At 61.3% G+C, this 19,138-nt stretch carries 16 protein-coding genes; 5 read left to right on the top strand and 11 right to left on the bottom strand.

Features of this window, described 5'->3' with window-relative positions:
• The first annotated feature begins 6 nt into the window (after positions 1-6).
• Positions 7-819, top strand: a complete 813-nt coding sequence (locus J2887_RS03860; protein WP_227174177.1) for a DUF2182 domain-containing protein — start codon at positions 7-9, stop codon at positions 817-819.
• 106 nt (positions 820-925) lie between these two features.
• Here J2887_RS03860 and J2887_RS03865 read toward each other — a convergent pair whose 3' ends face one another.
• The gene (locus J2887_RS03865) at positions 926-1,909 is read right to left on the bottom strand and encodes an Lrp/AsnC family transcriptional regulator (protein ID WP_227174178.1); all 984 of its coding nucleotides are present in this window, start codon (positions 1,907-1,909) and stop codon (positions 926-928) included.
• Between the two features lie 98 nt (positions 1,910-2,007).
• Between J2887_RS03865 and J2887_RS03870 the strand changes: the two genes are divergently transcribed.
• Both J2887_RS03870 and J2887_RS03875 read left to right on the top strand, forming a co-directional pair.
• On the top strand, positions 2,008-3,300 hold the full coding sequence (locus tag J2887_RS03870) for an MFS transporter (protein ID WP_227174179.1): 1,293 nt from the start codon (positions 2,008-2,010) through the stop codon (positions 3,298-3,300).
• Between the two features lie 83 nt (positions 3,301-3,383).
• Positions 3,384-4,796, top strand: coding sequence for an amidase (locus J2887_RS03875; RefSeq protein WP_227174180.1), 1,413 nt, complete (start codon positions 3,384-3,386; stop codon positions 4,794-4,796).
• Between the two features lie 127 nt (positions 4,797-4,923).
• Here J2887_RS03875 and J2887_RS03880 read toward each other — a convergent pair whose 3' ends face one another.
• From J2887_RS03880 to J2887_RS03915, 8 genes are all read right to left on the bottom strand, one after another.
• On the bottom strand, positions 4,924-5,817 hold the full coding sequence (locus J2887_RS03880) for a hydroxymethylglutaryl-CoA lyase (RefSeq protein ID WP_227174182.1): 894 nt from the start codon (positions 5,815-5,817) through the stop codon (positions 4,924-4,926).
• Positions 5,814-7,829, bottom strand: coding sequence for an acetyl/propionyl/methylcrotonyl-CoA carboxylase subunit alpha (locus J2887_RS03885; protein WP_227174184.1), 2,016 nt, complete (start codon positions 7,827-7,829; stop codon positions 5,814-5,816). The genes J2887_RS03880 and J2887_RS03885 overlap by 4 nt, the downstream gene beginning before the upstream one ends.
• A gap of 3 nt (positions 7,830-7,832) precedes the next feature.
• Positions 7,833-8,624 (bottom strand): enoyl-CoA hydratase/isomerase family protein, encoded by a 792-nt coding sequence (locus tag J2887_RS03890; RefSeq protein WP_227174186.1) that lies wholly within the window; start codon positions 8,622-8,624, stop codon positions 7,833-7,835.
• A gap of 11 nt (positions 8,625-8,635) precedes the next feature.
• On the bottom strand, positions 8,636-10,243 hold the full coding sequence (locus J2887_RS03895) for a carboxyl transferase domain-containing protein (protein ID WP_227174187.1): 1,608 nt from the start codon (positions 10,241-10,243) through the stop codon (positions 8,636-8,638).
• Positions 10,244-10,260: 17 nt separating this feature from the next.
• Positions 10,261-11,430 carry an isovaleryl-CoA dehydrogenase gene (locus J2887_RS03900; RefSeq protein ID WP_227174189.1) on the bottom strand — a complete coding sequence of 390 codons (1,170 nt, stop codon included), beginning with the start codon at positions 11,428-11,430 and terminating at the stop codon, positions 10,261-10,263.
• Between the two features lie 55 nt (positions 11,431-11,485).
• Positions 11,486-13,165 (bottom strand): AMP-binding protein, encoded by a 1,680-nt coding sequence (locus J2887_RS03905; RefSeq protein ID WP_227174191.1) that lies wholly within the window; start codon positions 13,163-13,165, stop codon positions 11,486-11,488.
• 86 nt (positions 13,166-13,251) lie between these two features.
• Entirely contained in the window at positions 13,252-13,665 is a 414-nt protein-coding gene (locus J2887_RS03910) for a MerR family transcriptional regulator (RefSeq protein WP_227174193.1), read from the bottom strand.
• 165 nt (positions 13,666-13,830) lie between these two features.
• Positions 13,831-15,840: a bifunctional 2',3'-cyclic-nucleotide 2'-phosphodiesterase/3'-nucleotidase gene (locus J2887_RS03915; protein ID WP_227174195.1), complete on the bottom strand. Its 2,010-nt coding sequence runs from the start codon at positions 15,838-15,840 to the stop codon at positions 13,831-13,833.
• Between the two features lie 212 nt (positions 15,841-16,052).
• Between J2887_RS03915 and J2887_RS03920 the strand changes: the two genes are divergently transcribed.
• Positions 16,053-16,970, top strand: coding sequence for an AEC family transporter (locus J2887_RS03920; protein ID WP_227174197.1), 918 nt, complete (start codon positions 16,053-16,055; stop codon positions 16,968-16,970).
• A gap of 23 nt (positions 16,971-16,993) precedes the next feature.
• On the opposite strand, the gene J2887_RS03925 is transcribed toward J2887_RS03920, so the two are convergent.
• Together J2887_RS03925 and cadR are read right to left on the bottom strand one after the other, a co-directional pair.
• On the bottom strand, positions 16,994-17,626 hold the full coding sequence (locus J2887_RS03925; RefSeq protein WP_227174199.1) for a cation transporter: 633 nt from the start codon (positions 17,624-17,626) through the stop codon (positions 16,994-16,996).
• 122 nt (positions 17,627-17,748) lie between these two features.
• Positions 17,749-18,192 carry a Cd(II)/Pb(II)-responsive transcriptional regulator gene (gene cadR, locus J2887_RS03930; protein WP_227174201.1) on the bottom strand — a complete coding sequence of 148 codons (444 nt, stop codon included), beginning with the start codon at positions 18,190-18,192 and terminating at the stop codon, positions 17,749-17,751.
• 119 nt (positions 18,193-18,311) lie between these two features.
• Here cadR and J2887_RS03935 point away from each other — a divergent pair, with 119 nt between their 5' ends.
• The gene (locus J2887_RS03935) at positions 18,312-19,040 is read left to right on the top strand and encodes a UTRA domain-containing protein (RefSeq protein WP_227174203.1); all 729 of its coding nucleotides are present in this window, start codon (positions 18,312-18,314) and stop codon (positions 19,038-19,040) included.
• Positions 19,041-19,138 lie beyond the last annotated feature (98 nt).

Here is a 19,138-nt window from a genome sequence, read left to right on the forward strand (position 1 = left end):
TCTGTTATGGCTTTTCTCGCCAAATTTCCGTTGTTGTCCCGTTGCCAGCCCGGCTGGATGGCCTCGGTTCTGACGACCCTTGGAATCGATCTGGACTACATCGGTAAGTTCAGGGTCAGTGCTGGGCTGTTTGTCGCTCTGTTTGTTGCTGCTTGGGGATCGCTGGCGTATGTGGCGTTTGCCAGCAACATGCATGTCATGTCTGGCCACGCACCTGAGCACGCCAGTCATGGCGGCGTACTGAGCCTGATGTTGATGGTGCCGGCCATGATGCTGCCGATGATTGCCGGGCACCTGCTTCATATCGCCCGCTCATTGAATCCCCGGCATCGCCTCCCGGCCATGAGCTTCTTTTTTGTCTGTTACACTGGCGGTTGGGTCCTCCTGCTGATGGGCGCACTCTGGTTGGCCTCTGCACTGTCATCGGCTGTGGCGGCCCCTTTCGTTCTGCTTGATTGGCTGGCCATTGCCCTGTTTATTGCCGCTGGATTCTGGGGAAAACACCCTGCCAACAAGGCGTTCAGGAATCGCTGTGGCCGCTATGGCGTTGTGCATGTCACCGGCTTCAAGGTGTATCGCAGTATGGCAAGCTATGCCGGAGAGGTTTGGCTCCGGTGTGTGCTTGAGTGTGGTCTGGTGATGGTGGCCATGGTGCTCATGGTTGGACACAGCTTACTGCTGATGGTGCTGATGACGGCGCTGCTGCTTACTGATCGCTATCTTGTGGTTAGCAAGAACAGGAGTGTGAGTGACGGCTGGATCGCCATTGGCGTCTGGCTGTTGGTGTCGCAGGTCACCGGGGCTCCCCACCCGTTTTGAGATGAGGCGGACTCCAGGGCAACGTACCCGTCAGGGGCTTGCCCGAGCACGGGATTTCGTTCTAACGTTCTCTGGATTGCCCCTCAGTGACTGCCAGAAACCGCCCCTATTCAACCATCAGGCCCTTACGAGCTCTGCCGGCCCTCTTATAGGCCTTCAGAACGGTGTTGACCTCGCATGAGACAATCCCTTCTAACGCACCAATTCGGGACGTTGAAACTGTCCAAAGGTCATGGATGTCACGGCACAAGACATGCCAAAACAGTTGCAGATGCCCACTTGTGCCGAACAGGCAGCGTGTATGTTTATCCCTTGCCAATTCGTTCGCAATGCTGTCTGTCATGCCAGGCCGAGTCTGTAACGACAGGATTGCTTCAACCTCGTACCCAACCAATTGAGGCTCAAGCTCGACTCGAAAGGTCAGAGCCTGAGATTCAACCAGCCCACTAAGCAGCCGTTGTGCCTTTGGCTCACTTACTCCACACGTCTCTGCAAGATGGCTCAGGTTTGCCCTTCCATCCATCATCAATGCTTCCTGAAGTCGCATTTCTTCGTCGTTGAGACGAATGGGACAGGTTTGCACAGGTTCAATTGGTAGAGAGCCATCAATACGCCAGCGACTCGCACGCCGGAACGACCTTAGCACGACTCGTGACTGCACCTGCTTTACGCCTGGTACCAGGGGCAACTCTTTCACGACCATGTCTGACAGCGCTCCCACACTGCTCAGATTGAGTTCGGTGAAAATGTCGAACTCGCCCGTTGTTGCCATCACCACCCGGGCTTGAGTCAGCTGCGTCAGATGTTCAGCAACTTCCTCCTGGCGCCCGTCGGCCACCTGAATCCAGGCATGCAACACTGGACCGCTGCCCATAACTACCGGGTCAAGCTCTCCGATGACTCTGATATAGCCGCTCTCCATCAGGCGTTGGAGGCGACGGGAGAGTGTTCGCTCCGTTACGCCAGAACTTGCGCTCAGGTCTCGCCAGGTACCGCGGGGGTTGGCTTGCAGAGCGATCAGGCATGCTAGATCTGTTTCATCCAGGGCTTTCTGTCCATTTTCTGTGTTTTTTGTTGTTGACGAGTCCATAATTTAAAAATAACCTCGTTTCCGTGTCGATAAAAGTGAATATTTTGGACTCGGGTGTCCAAATACAACTATAAAGCCAAAGTCGAAGGCCCAAGCCAATGAATGAAATGACCGAAAATCTTCAGGCAGCAAAGCCCCAAGTCTCTACCGCACGTAAAATTGCTGCAGGCAGCATTGGCAATGCGGTGGAATGGTTCGATTGGACCATCTACGCCTCGTTTGCTGTCTTCTTTTCAACGCAGTTTTTTCCGGAAACGGACGCAACGGCGTCGCTGCTGGCAACGTTCGCCATTTTCGCAGTTGGATTCTTCATCCGTCCAATCGGCGGTTGGGCCCTGGGAATCTATTCTGACCGCTACGGTCGTAAGTCGGCGCTGGGAGCTACGGTCATGCTGATGGCCGGCGGCTCGCTGCTGATCGGTATTGCTCCCACCTATGAGCAGATCGGCTTGATGGCGCCGGTGATACTGGTGATCGCTAGGTTGATGCAAGGGTTGTCGTTGGGAGGGGAATACGCCTCAGCCTCGACGTATCTTGCTGAGCTGGCCCCGGATAAACGCCGTGGCCTGTTCTCCAGCTTTGTATTTTTCAGCTCCGCAGCCGGCATTCTGACCGCTTCGTTGATTGGCTGGGCATTGACCTCGTACCTCACGGAGGAGCAGATGCGCGAGTTTGGTTGGCGTATCCCGTTTCTCGTGGGTGCTCTGGGCGGCGTTGCCGGAATTTGGTTACGCATGTCTGTGCCGGAATCCGATTCCTCTAAGCCGAAGGACGACAGTGCTATTGTTAAGCAACCGCTGCGTACTCTGCTGCGAGACTACCCTCGCGAAACCCTGCGGATCGTTGGTTTCTCTATCCTGAGTACGTTCGCCTTCTACCTGTTTGTGGTTTACGTTCCCACTTATGCCATCCGTGCTCTGGACGCCCAAGCTTCGACCGCATTTGGCGCCAATACCGTGGCAATGATCGTCTTTATGCTGGTCCACCCTTTGTTCGGCATGCTTTCAGACAAATTCGGGCGTCGGCCACAGCTGATTGTATTTGGCCTGGGTTACCTGGTGTTCTTCTATCCGATCATTACCAGCATGCAGCCGACGTTCTCTTCGATCCTGATGGTCGAGCTGTTCGGGCTGCTGCTTTACGCACTGTATACCTCGATCGCGCCCGCGATCATGTCTGAGCAGTTCCGCAGCAACGTTCGTGCCGTTGGTATCGGCGCACCCTACAACCTGATGGTGGCCTTGCTTGGTGGCACCACACCGTACCTGCTGACCTGGTTGCAGAGTAATGGTCAAGAACACTGGTTCTTCTATTACGTACTCACCGGTGCTGCACTGTCCCTGCTGACCTTCGTCAGGATGCCTGAAACAGCAGGCAAGCCACTGAAATAGGGCCGGTGTAATCAACGCCACGATACCCCGTTAGCGATGGCCGATGGGGTATCCCTCGAAAAAAAACACAGAACCCGGAAACTATGCAAGACCAACCCAAAAGCCTGCATTTTCAGACCGCCCTGCAGATCGCTCACTTGATTGAGACGCGGCGGACCACCTCACGTGCCGTGACCAGTTACTTTCTTGACCGAATTGCCCGTGGCAGCGCCCTGAATGCGTTCACTGAGGTATTCACGGAAGAGGCCCTGGCGCGCGCCGATGAGGCCGATAGAGCACTTGATGAGGGGCGGGTGTTGAGTCCGTTGCATGGCGTGCCTGTCGCCATCAAGGACAATATCGAAGTTTCCGGCACCCCGGCTTCTGCCGGCTCGTTAAGCCGTTTAGCCTGTGTCAGTTCCGTGACCAGTGCCGCCGTTAAGCGTTTGCTGGAGGCCGGTATGGTTATCGTGGGTAAAACTCAAATGACTGAGTTTGCCTTCGGGTTGTCCGGGCAGAACCCGACTCGCGGTACACCCAGGAACCCCTGGGATTCCGCACTGCATCGCGCCCCGGGAGGATCATCCTCTGGGGCGGGCGTTGCGGTTGCTGCCGGGCTGGTCCCGATCGCTGTGGGAGGAGATACCGGTGGCTCGATTCGCGCACCGGCTGCGTTGAATCACTTGGTTGGATTCAAGCCTTCCGGGGGCCTGATCTCTGCGGATGGTGTAGTGCCTCTTGCGCCAAGCCTGGACGTGCTGGGCCCCATCTCCCGAACCGTTGACGATGCCAGCGCCCTCACTGCCATTCTCAGCAGTGTGGATGCTGACTACGAGTTGAGCGCGCCGGCGAAGTCAGGGCAAGGCCTGACATCTGTCGGGACGACAAAGGTGTTTGTTCTGGACGAAGCGGCCTTTCCGGCTGCGATGACCGCGGATGCCCACCGCGTTTGGAGAGGGGTGCTGGACAATCTTGGTGATGCAGGCTGGGAGCTTGAGGAATGGAGTCCCGGGGATGGACTGGGTATAGGGGAGCTTTCTGAGCGTAACTCGTTAATTATTGGCTACGAAGGCTATCGAGAGCATGGCCACCTGGCAAGTGATCCGGCACAGCCGCTTTGGGACGTTGTGCGTAATCGGATTCTTGCCGGTGGTGATATTAGTCATGAGGCATATGAAGCAGCAGTTGCACAGCGAACCAAAGCCGCCAGGGCATTGACGCAGAGTATTGGCCCGTCAGGCGTCCTGCTAATGCCCGTAAGTGGTCATGGTGCTTTGCCCCTGGATGATGAGGACTGCCGTCATGCCAGCATCGGTCAGTTCAGCCGTGCGGCAAACTACCTCGACTTTCCCGCAATTGCTCTACCAGCAGGATTCGATGATGCCGGCATGCCAATTGGTGTGCAGTTGCTGTCGCCGATTAGATCGGACGCACGGTTGTTGCTTCTGGCGCGCGCCATGGCGCCAAGCATTCGGCTTGAACAACGCGCCCCCGAACTTGGGTTCTGGGGGCTTTAGTTGGGATCTTGTTGGTCCATTGGGGGAGGGCGGCGCGATCATAACTGGTCGGTGATCAGTGAGTTGAACCTGGCGAAAGCACAGGATCCCAGAGCGATCCCTTCCATGGGAACGCTTTGGTTTCGGATTACGCCTTGAACGTCTTGCCAACCCTCGACGGGTTATCCCTTTCCAGGAAATCGCAGATTTCATTTCCCACCACTGCCAGGGCTTCAAGGTCGATGCCGGTGTCGAAACCTTCACCGTCCAGCAGGTACAGCACATCTTCGGTGGCGACGTTGCCAGTGGCACCATTGGCATAAGGGCAACCGCCGAGGCCGGCGACGGCGCTGTCGAAGATGCGGATGCCCCGCTCCAGCGAGGCGTAGATGTTGGCCACGGCCTGGCCACGGGTGTCGTGGCAATGCAGGGCCAGCTTGTTCACCGGCAGGAGCGGTAGCACTGCATCCAGCAGCGCATGAATCTCTTTGGGGCGGGCGACGCCGATGGTGTCGCCCAGGGAAATTTCATCGGCCCCCAGGGCCAGCAGCTGTTCCACCACCGGTGCCACTTGGGATGGCTGGATGGCGCCCTCATAGGGGCATCCGACCACGCAGGAGACGTAGGCGCGCAGACGTTTGCCGGCAGCCTTGGCACCTTCCGCAACCGGCCGGAAGCGTTCGATGCTTTCCGCGATGGTGCAGTTGATGTTGCGCTGGGTGAAGCTTTCCGAGGCGGCGGTGAAGACCGCGCAGACATCGGCATCGGCCGCCAGGGCGCCCTCCAGGCCTTTCTGGTTCGGTGTCAGCACTTCCACCGACAGGCCGTCACGGCGTTTGATACCGGCAATGACCTGGTCGGTGTTGGCCATTTGCGGTACCCACTTGGGGGACACGAAACTGCCGGCCTCGATGCGATCAAGGCCGGTGCCGGCGAGGGCGTTAAACCAGCGGGCGCGGACGTCCGCCGGTACCGGGGTGGCCTCGTTCTGGAGGCCGTCCCGCAGTCCCATTTCCACCAGGGTGACGAACTCCCGGCTCATGACGCCTCCTCAGCTTCGAACTCCACCAGCACCTGACCGGAGCCGACGTTGTCGCCCTCGTTGCAGTGTACAGCGGCGATGGTGCCTTTGACCGGTGCGCGCAGGGTGTGTTCCATTTTCATCGCCTCAAGCGCGACCAGCGAGGTGCCTGCGTCGACGGTGTCGCCGGGCTGGCAGGTAACCGCAGTGATGCGGCCATGCATCGGCGCCTTGAGCTGGCCGTCGCCCGCGGCATCACCGGCCTGCTCCTCGGGATGGTTGACCAGCGCTTCCCAGTGGACGGCGTTAGCAAAGACTCCCAGGCGCTCGCCGTGGGCAGCCCAGCCCAGCTTCACGGTACGGCCATTGAGGCGGACAATGACGCCGTCGCTATCCGGGTCATCCCGCCAGTTGAGTGCGATGGAGCGGTCTTCGCTGTCCAGTTGCACCTTGCCGTGGCCGGTGGATTCCAGCCAGTAGTGCAGAGTGTCGTCCTCGCTGCCGATGCGCAGTTCACAGCGCTGACTGCAGGGCCCGCCCAGGCGGTAGCTGTCGCCGGCGGTCCACGGAGAGGTCCAGCGGGAGGCGGCTTCGTCCAGCAGCGCGGAGTTGGTGGCGCGGTACCAGGCCAGCCAGCTCAGTGCCATCTGTTCGCGATGATCGAACGCCTGTTTGGCCAGTGAGTCGGCCTGCTGTTCGATGAAATGGGTGGTCAGCTGGCCCTCGGCAAACTCGGTGTGTTCCAGCACCCGACAGACATAGTCGATGTTCAGGGTCACACCCAGGGCCCGGTAGTGTGCGAGGGCGTCCACCAAGCGCTGGCGGGCCTCGTCACGGGTGTGGCCATAGGCGATGACCTTGGCCAGCATGGGGTCGTACCAGGGGGTGATCTCCTGCCCCTGGCACACGCCCGAATCCACCCGCACCCCCGGCAGGTTGTCCGGCTCGCTCAGGCTGAACAGGGTTCCGGTGACCGGCAGAAAGTCGTTGTCCGGGTCTTCGGCGTACACCCGGGCTTCCATGGCATGGCCGCTGTAGTGCAGGGCGTCCTGGCTCCAGGGCAGGGTTTCGCCCTGGGCCACCTTGAGCTGCCATTCCACCAGATCGAGGCCGGTGATCAGCTCGGTGACCGGGTGTTCCACCTGAAGCCGGGTATTCATTTCCATGAAGTAGAAACCGGCGCCGGGTTCGTAGAGAAACTCGACGGTACCGGCACCGACGTAGCCGATGGCCTCACCGCAGCGAACCGCGGCTTCGCCCATCTCCCGGCGGACGTCGTCCGGAATGTTGGGCGCGGGTGCCTCCTCAATGATTTTCTGGTGACGACGCTGCACCGAGCAGTCGCGATCAAACAGGTAGCGGCCGTTGCCGTGCTTGTCGAACATCACCTGGACTTCGACGTGGCGCGGGTTCTCCAGGTAGCGCTCAATCAACAGATGAGGATCGCCAAAGCTTGAGGTGGCCTCACGCTGGGCGGCCGCCACGGCGTCGTCCACTTCCGCCAGCGAACGCACCACCCGCATGCCCTTGCCTCCACCACCGGCACTGGCTTTGATCAGCAGCGGGAATCCGGTGTGCTCGGCCTCCTGGCGGAACCTGTCGGCGCTCTGGTCATCGCCGTGATAGCCCGGCACCAGGGGCACGCCGGCTTTCTCCATCAGCGCCTTGGCGGCACTCTTGGAACCCATGGCGGCGATTGAGGCGGCAGGCGGACCAACGAAGTGGATGCCTTCGGCCTCGCAGCGTTCTGCCAGTTCGGTGTTTTCGGACAGAAAACCGTACCCCGGGTGGATGGCGTTGGCGCCGGTCTTGCGGGCCGCGTCGAGGATGTGATCGACCTTGAGATAGCTCTCAGAGGCGGCTGCCGGACCAATGCAGACCGCCTCGTCGGCGAAGTCGACAAACGGCGCCCGGGCGTCGGCCTCGGAGTAAACCGCAACGCAGCGAATGCCCATGGTCTGTGCGGTCTTCATGACGCGCAGGGCGATCTCGCCCCGGTTGGCAACCAGCAGAGTGTGAATGTGTTGAGTCATGGTTTACTCCTGAATCCAGCTCGGTGCGCGCTTCTCCAGGAAGGCGCTCAGCCCTTCCTGACCTTCGTCGCTGGTGCGCAGGTGGGCAATCAGGTCCGCGGTGTAGCGGATCAGCTCTTCGTCCGGCTGGTTGTGGCCGGTACGGGCAATCAGTTCTTTGCAGGCGCCAAGGGCCTGAGGGCTGTTCTTCAGCAGCCGGTCCACCAGTCGGTTGACGGTATCGTCGAGAGACTCGGCGGTCACGGTCTCGTGGACCAGCCCCAGATCGACGGCCCGGGTGGCGGAGATTTCCTCGGCGGTGAGGAAATAGCGCCGGGCCTGGCGGGCACCCAGTACCCGGATGACGTAGGGGCCGATGGCCGCCGGTGCCAGTCCGAGGCGGACCTCGCTGAGGCAGAAACGGGCATCGTCGGAGGCAATGGCGATGTCACAGGCGCTCACCAGACCCACGGCGCCGCCAAAGGCCGCTCCCTGTACCCGCGCGATGGTCGGTTTGGGGGACAGGTCGATGGCCTTGAGCATGCCGGCCAGGGCGCGGGCGTCTTCCCGGTTCTCGTCCGCGCTCAGGGTGGCGGTGTGTTTCATCCAGTTGAGGTCGGCCCCGGCGGAGAAGTGCTTGCCATCGCCGGCCAGCACAATCACCCGGCAGGCGGGATCTTCTGACGCCAGCTTCACCGCGTCGGTGAGGGCGCGGATGATGTCGGCATCGAAGGCGTTGCGCTTGTCCGGCCGGTTGAGGGTAATTCGTGTCACACCCCGGGCATCGGTTTCGTAACGTACGGCGTTGTCACTCATGGTTGCCTCCATCACATTCTGAAGATGCCGAAGCGGGTGTCTTCGGGCGGTGCATTGAGCGCGGCAGACAGACTCAGGCCCAGCACCCGGCGGGTGTCAGCCGGATCGATGATGCCGTCGTCCCACAGCCGCGCACTGGCGTAGTAGGGGCTGGACTGGCGTTCGAACTGGTCGATCACCGGCTGCTTGAAGGCTTGCTCCTCGTCGTCGGACCAGCTCTCGCCGCGGCGTTCGATGCCGGTGCGTTTGACGTCCGCCAGCACACCGGCGGCCTGCTCGCCACCCATCACTGCGATACGGGCGTTGGGCCACATGAACATGAAACGGGGCTTGTAGGCGCGGCCACACATGCCGTAGTTGCCGGCCCCGAAACTGCCACCGATCACCACGGTGAGTTTGGGCACCCGGGCGCAGGCCACCGCGGTCACCATCTTGGCGCCGTGCTTGGCAATGCCTTCGTGTTCGGCGTCTTTGCCCACCATGAAGCCGGTGATGTTCTGCAGGAAGATCAGTGGAATGCCCCGCTGGCTGCACAGCTCAATAAAGTGGGCGCCTTTCTGGGCGGATTCCGAGAACAAGATGCCGTTGTTGGCGACGATGCCCACCGGCATGCCGTACAGGTGGCCGAAACCACAGATCAGCGATTTGCCGTAGTTGGCCTTGAACTCGTCAAACTCCGAGCCGTCCACCAGCCGGGCGATCACTTCCTTGACGTCGTAGGGCGTACGCAGGTCACTGGGGATCAGGCCGTACAGGTCCTCGGCCGGGTACAGCGGCTCCACCGGCTCCCGCAGGGCCATGTGGTCCGGGCGTTTGTAGTTGAGGTTGGCGATGCAGCGGCGGGCCCGCTCCAGCGCTTCCGCCTCGGTGTTGGCGTAGTGGTCGGCCACCCCGGAGATGCCGGTGTGGACGTCGGCGCCACCCAGGTCTTCGGCACTGACGGTCTCGCCGGTCGCCGCTTTGACCAGCGGCGGGCCGGCCAGGAAGATCGAGCTCTGGCCTTTGACCATGATGCTCTCATCCGCCATGGCCGGCACGTAGGCGCCGCCGGCGGTACACAGTCCCAGCACCACGGCGATCTGGGCAATGCCCTTGGATGACATGTTGGCCTGGCGATAGAAGATGTGGCCAAAGTGCTCGGCATCCGGGAAGACTTCGTCCTGCTGGGGCAGGTTGGCACCGCCGGAATCCACCAGGTAGATGCACGGCAGGTGATTCTCCTCGGCGATGGTCTGGGCGCGGATGTGCTTCTTCACCGTCAACGGGTAGTAGGTTCCCCCCTTCACCGTGGAGTCGTTGGCCACGATCATGCACTCGACGCCGTGGACCCGGCCGATACCGGCGACCACACCGGCGGCGGGTACCTTGTCGTCGTAGACGTCTTCCGCGGCGAAGGCGCCGATCTCAAGGAACGGCGAGCCGGGGTCCAGCACCCGCTGGATGCGGTCCCGGGGCAGCAGTTTGCCGCGGTCGGTGTGGCGCTTCTGGGCCTTTTCACCACCGCCCTGGGCGATGGTGTCGTGGCGGTTGCGAAGTTCTTCCACCAGGGCCTGCATGTGTTCGCGGCGCTGGCGGAATTCCTCGGAATTCGGTTGAACCTGGGTATGGAGAATAGCCATGTGTAACGCCTCTACCCTTAACGGGATTCCTTGAACAGTTCGCGGCCGATCAGCATGCGGCGGATTTCCTGGGTGCCGGCGCCGATTTCATAGAGCTTGGCGTCCCGCAGCAGGCGGCCGGTGGCGTAGTCGTTGATGTAGCCGTTGCCGCCGAGGATCTGGATCGCTTCCAGGGCCATCTTGGTGGCGCGCTCGGAGGTGTAGAGAATGGCGCCGGCGGCGTCCTTGCGGGTGGTCTCACCACGGTCGCAGGCCTGGGCCACGGCGTAGAGGTAAGAGCGGGAGGCCGCCAGCTCGGTGTACATGTCCGCCAGTTTGCCCTGGATCAGCTGGAATTCGCCGATGGGCTGATCGAACTGTTTGCGCTCGTGAACGTAGGGCACCACGATGTCCATGCAGGCCTGCATGATGCCGACCGGACCACCGGAGAGCACCACCCGCTCGTAATCGAGGCCGGACATCAGCACCTTAACGCCTTGGTTCTCGCCCCCCAGGATGTTCTCTTCAGGAATCTCCACGTCTTCGAAGATCAGCTCGCAGGTGTTGGAACCGCGCATGCCCAGCTTGTCCAGCTTGGGCCCACGGGAGAAGCCCTTCCAGTCCCGCTCGACGATGAACGCGGTGATGCCGTGCGGGCCCTTGGAAACATCGGTCTTGGCGTAGATCACGTAGGTGTTGGCATCGGGGCCGTTGGTGATCCACATCTTGCTGCCATTGAGGATGTAGCGGTCGCCTTTCTTGTCGGCCCGCAGCTTCATGCTGACCACGTCGGAACCGGCGTTGGGCTCACTCATGGCCAGCGCACCGATGTGCTCACCGCTTACCAGCTTGGGCAGGTACTTGGCCTTCTGCTCGGCGGTGCCGTTGCGGTGGATCTGGTTGACGCACAGGTTGGAGTGGGCGCCGTAGCTCAGGCCAATGCTGGCGGACGCGCGGCTGATTTCCTCCACCGCGATCACGTGAGCCAGGTAGCCCATCTCGCTGCCGCCATACTCCTCGCTCACAGTCATCCCCAGCAGCCCCATCTCACCGAGGCGTGGCCACAGGTCGTTGGGGAACTGGTTGTCCTTGTCGGTCTTCTCGGCGATGGGGGCGATGTGGTCTGTGGCAAAGGCGTTGACCTGATCCCGCAGCATGTCGGGAGTTTCGCCGAGGTTGAAGTTGAGGGAGGTGTATTGGCTTTTCATCTGTGTGCTCCGTGGGCCCGCCCGAAAGGGGCGGGCATCTTGTTGTTGGCTTGAATTACAGGCTCAGCTCTTCGATGCTGATTTCCCGCATCTTGAATTTCTGGATCTTGCCGGTCACCGTCATCGGGAATTCGTCCACCAGGCGGAAGTAGCGCGGTACTTTGTAGTGGGCGATGTTGGCCTTGCAGAACGCCCGCAGGTCGTCCTCGCTGACGTCCTGACCCTCCACCAGCTTGATCCAGGCCATCACTTCCTCGCCGAAGCGGTCATCGGGGACGCCGATGACCTGGGCGTCAGAGACGGCCGGGTGGGTGTAGAGAAACTCTTCGATTTCCCGTGGGTAGATGTTCTCGCCGCCGCGGATGATCATGTCTTTCATCCGGCCGACGATGGCGACGTAGCCCTCGTCGTCCATGGTGGCCAGGTCACCGGTGTGCATCCAGCGGGTGGCGTCGATGGCTTTGGCGGTGGCTTCCTGGTTGTTCCAGTAGCCCAGCATCACGCTGTAGCCACGGGTGCAGAGTTCGCCCTTTTCACCGCGGGGCATGATGGCGCCGGTGGCCGGATCGACAATCTTCACCTCCAGGTGGGGGTGGATGGTGCCGACGGTGGTGACCCGCTTCTCCAGTGGCGCGGTGGGCTCGGTCTGCAGGCTCACCGGGCTGGTTTCGGTCATGCCGTAGCAGATGGTGACGTCCCGCATGTTCATCTTCTCGATGACCTGCTTCATCACTTCCACCGGGCAGTTGGAGCCGGCCATGATGCCGGTGCGCAGGGTGGACAGATCAAAGCTGGCGAACTCCGGGTGTTCCAGTTCGGCAATGAACATGGTGGGCACGCCGTACAGCGCGGTGGCTTTTTCCCGCACTACTGCCTTCAGGGTGGCTTCCGGCTCGAAGCCCTCCGAGGGGTAGATCATCGCCGCGCCGTGGGTGATGCAGCCGAGGTTGCCCATCACCATGCCGAAGCAGTGGTACAGCGGCACCGGAATCACCAGCCGGTCCTGCTCGCTGAAGTTCATCCGCCGGGCCACGAACAGCCCGTTGTTGAGGATGTTGTGGTGGGACAGGGTGGCACCCTTGGGCGCACCGGTGGTGCCGGAGGTGTACTGGATGTTGATGGCGTCGTCGAACTGCAGATCCTGCTGACGGCTCTGGTAATCCGCTTCACTGGTGCTTTCGGCCAGGGCCAGCAGGTCCTGCCAGTGCAGCATGCCCGGGGCTTTGTGATCGGCGTCCAGGCAGATCACGTTCTTCAGGTTCGGCAGCTTGTCGCTGCTGAGGTCACCCTGGCGCTCATCGGCCAGCGCCGGTGCCAGCTCGGTGGTCATGGCGACATAGTCGGAGGTCTTGAACTGGCCCTGCAGGATCAGCGTGGAGGTGCCGGAGTGACGCAGGGCGTACTCGACCTCGTGGAGGCGGTAGCTGGGATTGATGTTCACCAGGATGGCGCCGATCTTGGCGGTGGCAAACTGGGTAATGCACCACTCGGCGCAGTTGGGGGACCAGATGCCGACCCGGTCACCCTTGCCGACGCCAAGCCCCATCAGGGCGCGGGCGCACTCGTCCACCGCCGCCTGGAGTTCGCGGTAGCTGTAGCGCAGGTCCTGGTGATGGACGATGAGGGCGTCGCTGTCGGGCACCCGTTCCACCGTCTGGTCGAACGCTTCGCCAATGGTCATCCCCAGCAGGGGCGTTTCACTGATTCCACTGATGTAACTGTTGTGTGTTGCCATAACCCACCTTGCTTTTGTGTTTGTATCGGTAAGTTGGAGCGTCGTTGGTTGGGGCTATTATTGTTTTTGGCGCCTGACCTGACCGGTCAGTTGCCTCCCTCCGGCTCGGGCTCCAGGTCCTTTAGCGCTTCCAGGCAGCGGTCCTCTGCTGCGTCCAGTTCGTTCTTCATCACCTCGATATCCGCCAGCTGTTGCAGCAGGGCGTCGCGGCTCTGCTGGATCTTGCGGCGCAGGGCGTGCAACTGCGGGACGTTATCGGAGGACGGGTCGTACATCTCGATCAGTTCACGGGATTCCGCCAGGCTGAAGCCCAGGCGTTTACCCCGCAGAATCAGCTTGAGCTTGACCCGGTCCTGGTCACTGTAGATCCGGGTCTGGCCATTGCGCTCCGGCTCCAGCATGCCCGCTTCCTCATAGAACCGGATGGTGCGGGTGGTGATGTCGAACTCGCGGGCGAGTTCGCTGATGGAGAAGGTGCGCGGTTGACTGCGTTGATTCATTGGTCGTGCCCAAGTTGACGTTAACGTAAAGGTAACGCTGGGCGATTGGGGCGTCAATGCCTGGTGGTGGAATATTGGACAAAAGTGGGATAGGGCGTTCTAGGCGGGTAATGCGGAGAGGGGAACGGGAGGCCAGAGGCGGCCTCCCGGTGCTGCGGTCAGCCTTCAGGGCTGTTGCAGGTTAAGCTCGTAAACGGCCTCGTTGGCGTCGTTCACTTCAAGGAACACGGCTTCCGGCGCCTTGCTGGCGACAAAACCCTGGGTGCGCTGGGTGTTGGGCACCCGGAATACGATCTCCAGGTCGGTGGCGCTGGTGATCGGAGCGAACGACCAGTTGCCATCGGCGGTCGGGGTGACCGGGCTGTTGGTGCGGATGTAGTTGGCCAGCACGTCCCGGTTGGTGTCCGGTGAGTTGATCACGATGTGATCGGCGCCGGTACCGGGGAACACACCGCTGTTGGCGCGGTAGTTGTTGGTGGCAATCAGGAACTGCTGGTCGGCGGTGACCGGGCTGCCCTGGTAGCTCAGGCCGAGCACACGCTGGGCGCTGTCGTTGATGATCTGGCAGTCACGGTCATAACGGGGCGGCTGGGTCACGTCGATCTGGTAGCTGACCCCATCAATAACGTCGAAGTTGTAGGTGGGGAAACCGCTGAAGTTGACCAGTTCCTGACGCTCACTGGAACCCGTGTCGATCTGGAAAAACTGGGACGCGGAGCACTCCAGCCACTGCTGCAGTTCGGCGCCATTGACCTTCACCGCCATCAGGGTGTTGGGGTAGAGGTAGAGATCGGCGGCATTTTTCACTTTCAGCTCACCCTGGGGTACCACGGTGAAACTGCCTTCGTCAGCGCAGACGCCGTCGCGGTCGCAGGCCTTGAAGGGCGCGGCGGCGGACAGTACCGGCAGGCCGTCCAGGTTGACGTCGCCCTGGATAGCGGCTTCAACGTAGGCTTTCTGGGCATCGCTGACGATCTGGATCGAGGGGTCATCCTTCACCACCGCCAGGAAGCTGTAGATATCGTCGGTGGATTCGCCGATGGCCTGGTTCATGAAATCGATGGTGGCCTGGTGGTCGACAACTACCTGGGCCATCAGGTTGGCATCCGGCTCCACCAGGGGGGTGTTGTCGGCGAAGATTGGCCGCGCCTCGACGTCACTGGTGCGGACGCTCCACTGGTCGTCGTCGGTGTTGTAGGCCAGGGTCAGGTCAATGATGCCCAGGTGACTGCCCCAGTAGCCGGGCATGACCGCGGGCACACCCTTGATGGTGCCACGCTCCAGATCCACGCCGTCGGTGTCACTGAAGCTGCTGGACGGGAATACCAGGTGGCTGTGGCCGAACAGAATGGCGTCAATTCCCTCGACATCTGCCAGGTACCAACTGCTGTTCTCCGCCTTGTTGGCAGGGTCGTAAGCCAGGGTGCTGATACCGGAGTGGGGAATGGCGATGACCAGATCCGCGCCGTTGGCACGCATTTCAGGTACGTAGCGCTCCGCCATGGCGCGGATGTCTTTGGCAATCACCTGGCCTTCCAGGTTGGCTTTGTCCCACTGCATGATCTGGGGCGGGACAAAGCCGATGAAGCCGACGGTCAGCTCATGGCTGTTGCCATCCCGGTCGGTAACGGACTTGGTCACCAGATGGTAGGGGTCGAAATAGGGCTGATCGTTGTCCGGGTTGCTGTCACCATCGTCGGCGAAGATGTTGGCGCTGATGTACGGGAAGGTGGCGTCGTTGACGCTCTCTGCCAGGAACTCCAGACCGTAGTTGAACTCATGGTTGCCGTAGTTGGCAACATCGTAGCCCATCTGGTTCATTACCTTGTACACCGGGTGGATCTCGCCGGCGGTGATGCCGACGTTGGCGCGCCAGTCGCCCATCGGGCTGCCCTGGATCAGGTCGCCATTGTCGACCAGTACGCTGTTGCCGGCGTGGGCCAGCTCAGCCCGGGCCTGGTTGACCAGGGTGGCGGTGCGAACCAGGCCCACCTTGGGATCGGTTTTGTCGCCGTAGTAGCTGTAGTCCATCACATTGGCGTGGATGTCGGTGGTTTCCATGACCCGCAGGTCGACCGTTGCGACCTTGGCATCGTCGTCATCGCTGCCGCAGCCAGCCAGGGTCAGGGAGGTGATTGCCGACGCCAACAGCAATGCACGGGTGGGGGTGTACATAGGGTCCGCTCCTTAATGGGTCCGTAAAGCGACTCACTGTCGCGGTTGTCGATGACCGGGTCATGAAACTCCGGTGACGGTGGGGTGACAGTGTCCGGAAAAGTGTTTCATAAAGAGTGGGTTGGGTAGGTATAAACCCGTATCCGGGGAGGGCTTGCTTCTGCCCCTCCCGGGGCGCTGATAGACTGTCAGGCTTTGCCCGGAGACCTCTCATGGCCGCAGCACTGGCGCTTCTGTACAAAATGATGCCCCTCTACATCACCGTAGCTCTGGGCTGGGTGGCCGGCCGTTACCTGGAGGCCAGTGGACGTCACATCGCCGGCATCATGCTGTACATCGTCACGCCCTCGGTGGTGTTTTCCGGGGTGATGAGCGCGCCGCTTTCGGCGGAGGTGATCCTGCTGCCGTTTCTGACCTTTGGCCTCAGTACCCTGGTGGCGCTGATACACCTGGCCATCGCGAGGCGCTGGGTTGGTGATGAAAGCGCCAACATCATTCCCCTGGCAACAGGCACCGGTAACACCGGCTATTTTGGTATCCCGGTGGCTCTGCTGCTGTTTGGCCAGGAAGGCTTGGGGCTATACATCGTGGCGATGCTGGGCACCACACTGTTCGAAACGTCGGTAGGGTTCTATCTGGCAGCGCGGGGGCGCCAGGGAGTGAAGGATTGCCTGTTGCGGGTGGCCAGGCTGCCGTCGGTCTATGCCTTCGCCCTGGCGGTGGTGCTGAACCTTTCCGGTGTCACCATTCCGCAGGTGTTCGAGCCGCTGTTCGACAACCTGCGCGGGGCCTACAGCATCTTCGGGATGATGATCATCGGGATGGGGATTGTCAGCTTCCGGGGGCTGGCGGGTAATTGGCGCTTCACCGGACTGGCCTTCTTCGGCAAATTCCTGGTGTGGCCGGCAGTGGCGTTGTCGCTGTGGTGGCTCGATGCCAACGTCTTCGGGCTCTACAGCGAGGCGGTGCACCGGGCGATGTTCCTGGTCTCGATCACACCGATTGCGGCCAATACCGTGGTTATCGCCACCCTGCTGGATACCGCCCCCCGCCAGGCGGCGGGGACGGCGTTGCTCAGCACGCTGTTTGCGTTGCTGTTTATTCCGGTGATGGTGGCGATTGTGCTGTAGCCAGGTTTCTCGGCCGAGCTTGGTCAGGAAGTGCAGGCCCGGGCTTCGGCGATGTCGCTGCGGGCGTGGCCAACCACCGCGAGACCGGAATGGATGGCCAGTCCGCCCATGATGGCGGCGACGATCAGATCCGGCCAGGCGGTGCCGGTACCAAAGACTCCGACCGCAGCCAGCATGACCGCCAGGTTGCCGAGGGCATCGTTACGGCTACACAACCAGACCGAACGCATGTTGGCATCGCCGGTGCGATGGGCGTACAGCAACAGGGCTACCGCGATGTTGGCCACCATCGCCAGCGCGCCCACCATACCCATGGTCATGGCTTCAGGGGTGGCGCCGCTGCTGAGATTCCAGAATGCCTTGCCAAGAACGGCAACGCCAAACACCACCATGGTGACGCCTTTCACCAGCGCAGCACGCCCCCGCCACAGCAGCCCCATCGACAACACATACAGCGACAGCATGTAGTTGGCCGAGTCGGCGAAGAAATCCACCGCATCGGCCAGCAGGGCCACCGAGCCTGAGGTCAGACTGGCGGCAAACTCCAGCAGGAACATGCCCAGGTTGACCCACAGCGCGATCCACAGCGCGCGGCGGAACCTCGGGTCCACAGCCTGGCTGGCGTGGGTGTCGGACGAACAGCAATGACCGGCCATAACGAACTCCCTCATTAAGTGTTATTGGCCCGCCGGGGGGGGACTCCCCAGGGGCTCATATCTGCAATGGAGTCATTAAAAAGCCTGTAGCTGCTACAGGGTCAAGGGCCGGTTTCGACAAATCAGTGGGAGCCGGGAATATGGTTATCCCGGTCCAGCCCCGGATCGTTGCTGCTGGACTGCTTGAGCCGGTCGATGATGCCGCACTCACTGACCTGGCCCTCGTTGGCACAGGCGGCCCGCAAGCGCTGCATTTCCTGTTGCAGGGCCTGGAGTTCGGTGATGCGCTGCTGGATGTGTTCGAGGTGATGCTCCAGTAAGCGGTCGACCTGCTGGCAGCCCGCTTCCGGCTGGTTCATCAGTTCGATCAGCCGACGGATTTCATCCTGGGCCATGTCCAGGTTGCGGCAGCGACGAATGAAGCTGAGCCGGCGCACATGGTCGTCGGTGTAGCGCCGGTAGCCGCTGTCTTCCCGCTGCGGTTCGGCCAGCAGACCGATCTTTTCGTAGTAGCGGATGGTTTCGACCGGCACACCGGTCTGTTTCGATACCTGGCCAATTTTCATGGGATTTCCTTTCAGGCTCCTTGGGGCGGGTGCGCTACGAAAAGCTTAGCGGCTTTGTCATACTGGCGTCACCCGGGCGGAGTAGGGTGCACGGTTTTGTCGGTCAGAGGAGTCATACAATGGAAGCACGAGCAAATGGAGAGGGCTCCACGCCGCTGTACCTGAGAGTCCGGGACCAGCTCGCCAACCAGATCGAGGCCGGCCTGCTGGCGGCCAATACTCGCCTGCCGTCGGAGCGGGTGCTGGCGGAAAGCCATGGTACCACCCGGGTCACCACCCGTCTGGCCCTGGCCCAGTTGGAGGCGGAGGGGCGCATCTACCGCTCCAACCGCCGTGGCTGGTTCGTGTCACCGCCGCGGCTGGTGTACAACCCTACCCAGGATTACAGCTTCTCCGACAACGTGACCTCACAGGGCCGCACGCCGGCCACCGAAACCCTGGAAGTCACCACCACCGAAGTGGCCCCCTGGCTTGCCAACAAAACCGGCCTGGCCGTGGGCGATGCCATCGTCAGGTTGCGTCGGCGGCGGCAGGTGGATGGCCGCCCGGTGCTGGTGGAGAACATCTACCTCAACCCCAAGCGCCTGCCCGGCATTGAGCAGTACGATTTCAACCGTTCGCTGTGGAAGCTGCTGCGGGAGAAGTACAGCGTCGAGCTGCAGGGCAAGCGCATTGAAATGTTTCCCACCGCACTGGTGGACCCGCAGGCGGAAGCCCTGGGGGTTAATGCCGGTACCGCCGGGTTGTATGTGACCCGGCGCAGCCACGACGCCGACGGAGTCTTCGTGGAGTTCGATGAGGAGTTCTGGTTGCACGACACCCTCAGCATCCAGGTGGAAGTGCAGTGACCTCCTCGCCGCGCTGAAAAGCCGGATTGTCATCGAGCGTTCATAAAACCGTCACAGTTCCTCGCCAAACTGGTCTATACCAGATGAGCGAGGAAATC

This window comes from Marinobacter sp. CA1 (assembly GCF_020546665.1).
Lineage (GTDB): Bacteria > Pseudomonadota > Gammaproteobacteria > Pseudomonadales > Oleiphilaceae > Marinobacter > Marinobacter xestospongiae.

Coding starts and splice junctions, on each gene's coding strand:
- J2887_RS03880 (WP_227174182.1), bottom strand. CDS start 5,817: ATGAGCCGGGAGTTCGTCACCCTGGTGGAAATGGGACTGCGGGACGGC.
- J2887_RS03920 (WP_227174197.1), top strand. CDS start 16,053: ATGGCCGCAGCACTGGCGCTTCTGTACAAAATGATGCCCCTCTACATC.
- J2887_RS03870 (WP_227174179.1), top strand. CDS start 2,008: ATGAATGAAATGACCGAAAATCTTCAGGCAGCAAAGCCCCAAGTCTCT.
- cadR (WP_227174201.1), bottom strand. CDS start 18,192: ATGAAAATTGGCCAGGTATCGAAACAGACCGGTGTGCCGGTCGAAACC.
- J2887_RS03935 (WP_227174203.1), top strand. CDS start 18,312: ATGGAAGCACGAGCAAATGGAGAGGGCTCCACGCCGCTGTACCTGAGA.
- J2887_RS03895 (WP_227174187.1), bottom strand. CDS start 10,243: ATGGCTATTCTCCATACCCAGGTTCAACCGAATTCCGAGGAATTCCGC.
- J2887_RS03900 (WP_227174189.1), bottom strand. CDS start 11,430: ATGAAAAGCCAATACACCTCCCTCAACTTCAACCTCGGCGAAACTCCC.
- J2887_RS03875 (WP_227174180.1), top strand. CDS start 3,384: ATGCAAGACCAACCCAAAAGCCTGCATTTTCAGACCGCCCTGCAGATC.
- J2887_RS03905 (WP_227174191.1), bottom strand. CDS start 13,165: ATGGCAACACACAACAGTTACATCAGTGGAATCAGTGAAACGCCCCTG.
- J2887_RS03910 (WP_227174193.1), bottom strand. CDS start 13,665: ATGAATCAACGCAGTCAACCGCGCACCTTCTCCATCAGCGAACTCGCC.
- J2887_RS03925 (WP_227174199.1), bottom strand. CDS start 17,626: ATGGCCGGTCATTGCTGTTCGTCCGACACCCACGCCAGCCAGGCTGTG.
- J2887_RS03915 (WP_227174195.1), bottom strand. CDS start 15,840: ATGTACACCCCCACCCGTGCATTGCTGTTGGCGTCGGCAATCACCTCC.
- J2887_RS03865 (WP_227174178.1), bottom strand. CDS start 1,909: ATGGACTCGTCAACAACAAAAAACACAGAAAATGGACAGAAAGCCCTG.
- J2887_RS03860 (WP_227174177.1), top strand. CDS start 7: ATGGCTTTTCTCGCCAAATTTCCGTTGTTGTCCCGTTGCCAGCCCGGC.
- J2887_RS03890 (WP_227174186.1), bottom strand. CDS start 8,624: ATGAGTGACAACGCCGTACGTTACGAAACCGATGCCCGGGGTGTGACA.
- J2887_RS03885 (WP_227174184.1), bottom strand. CDS start 7,829: ATGACTCAACACATTCACACTCTGCTGGTTGCCAACCGGGGCGAGATC.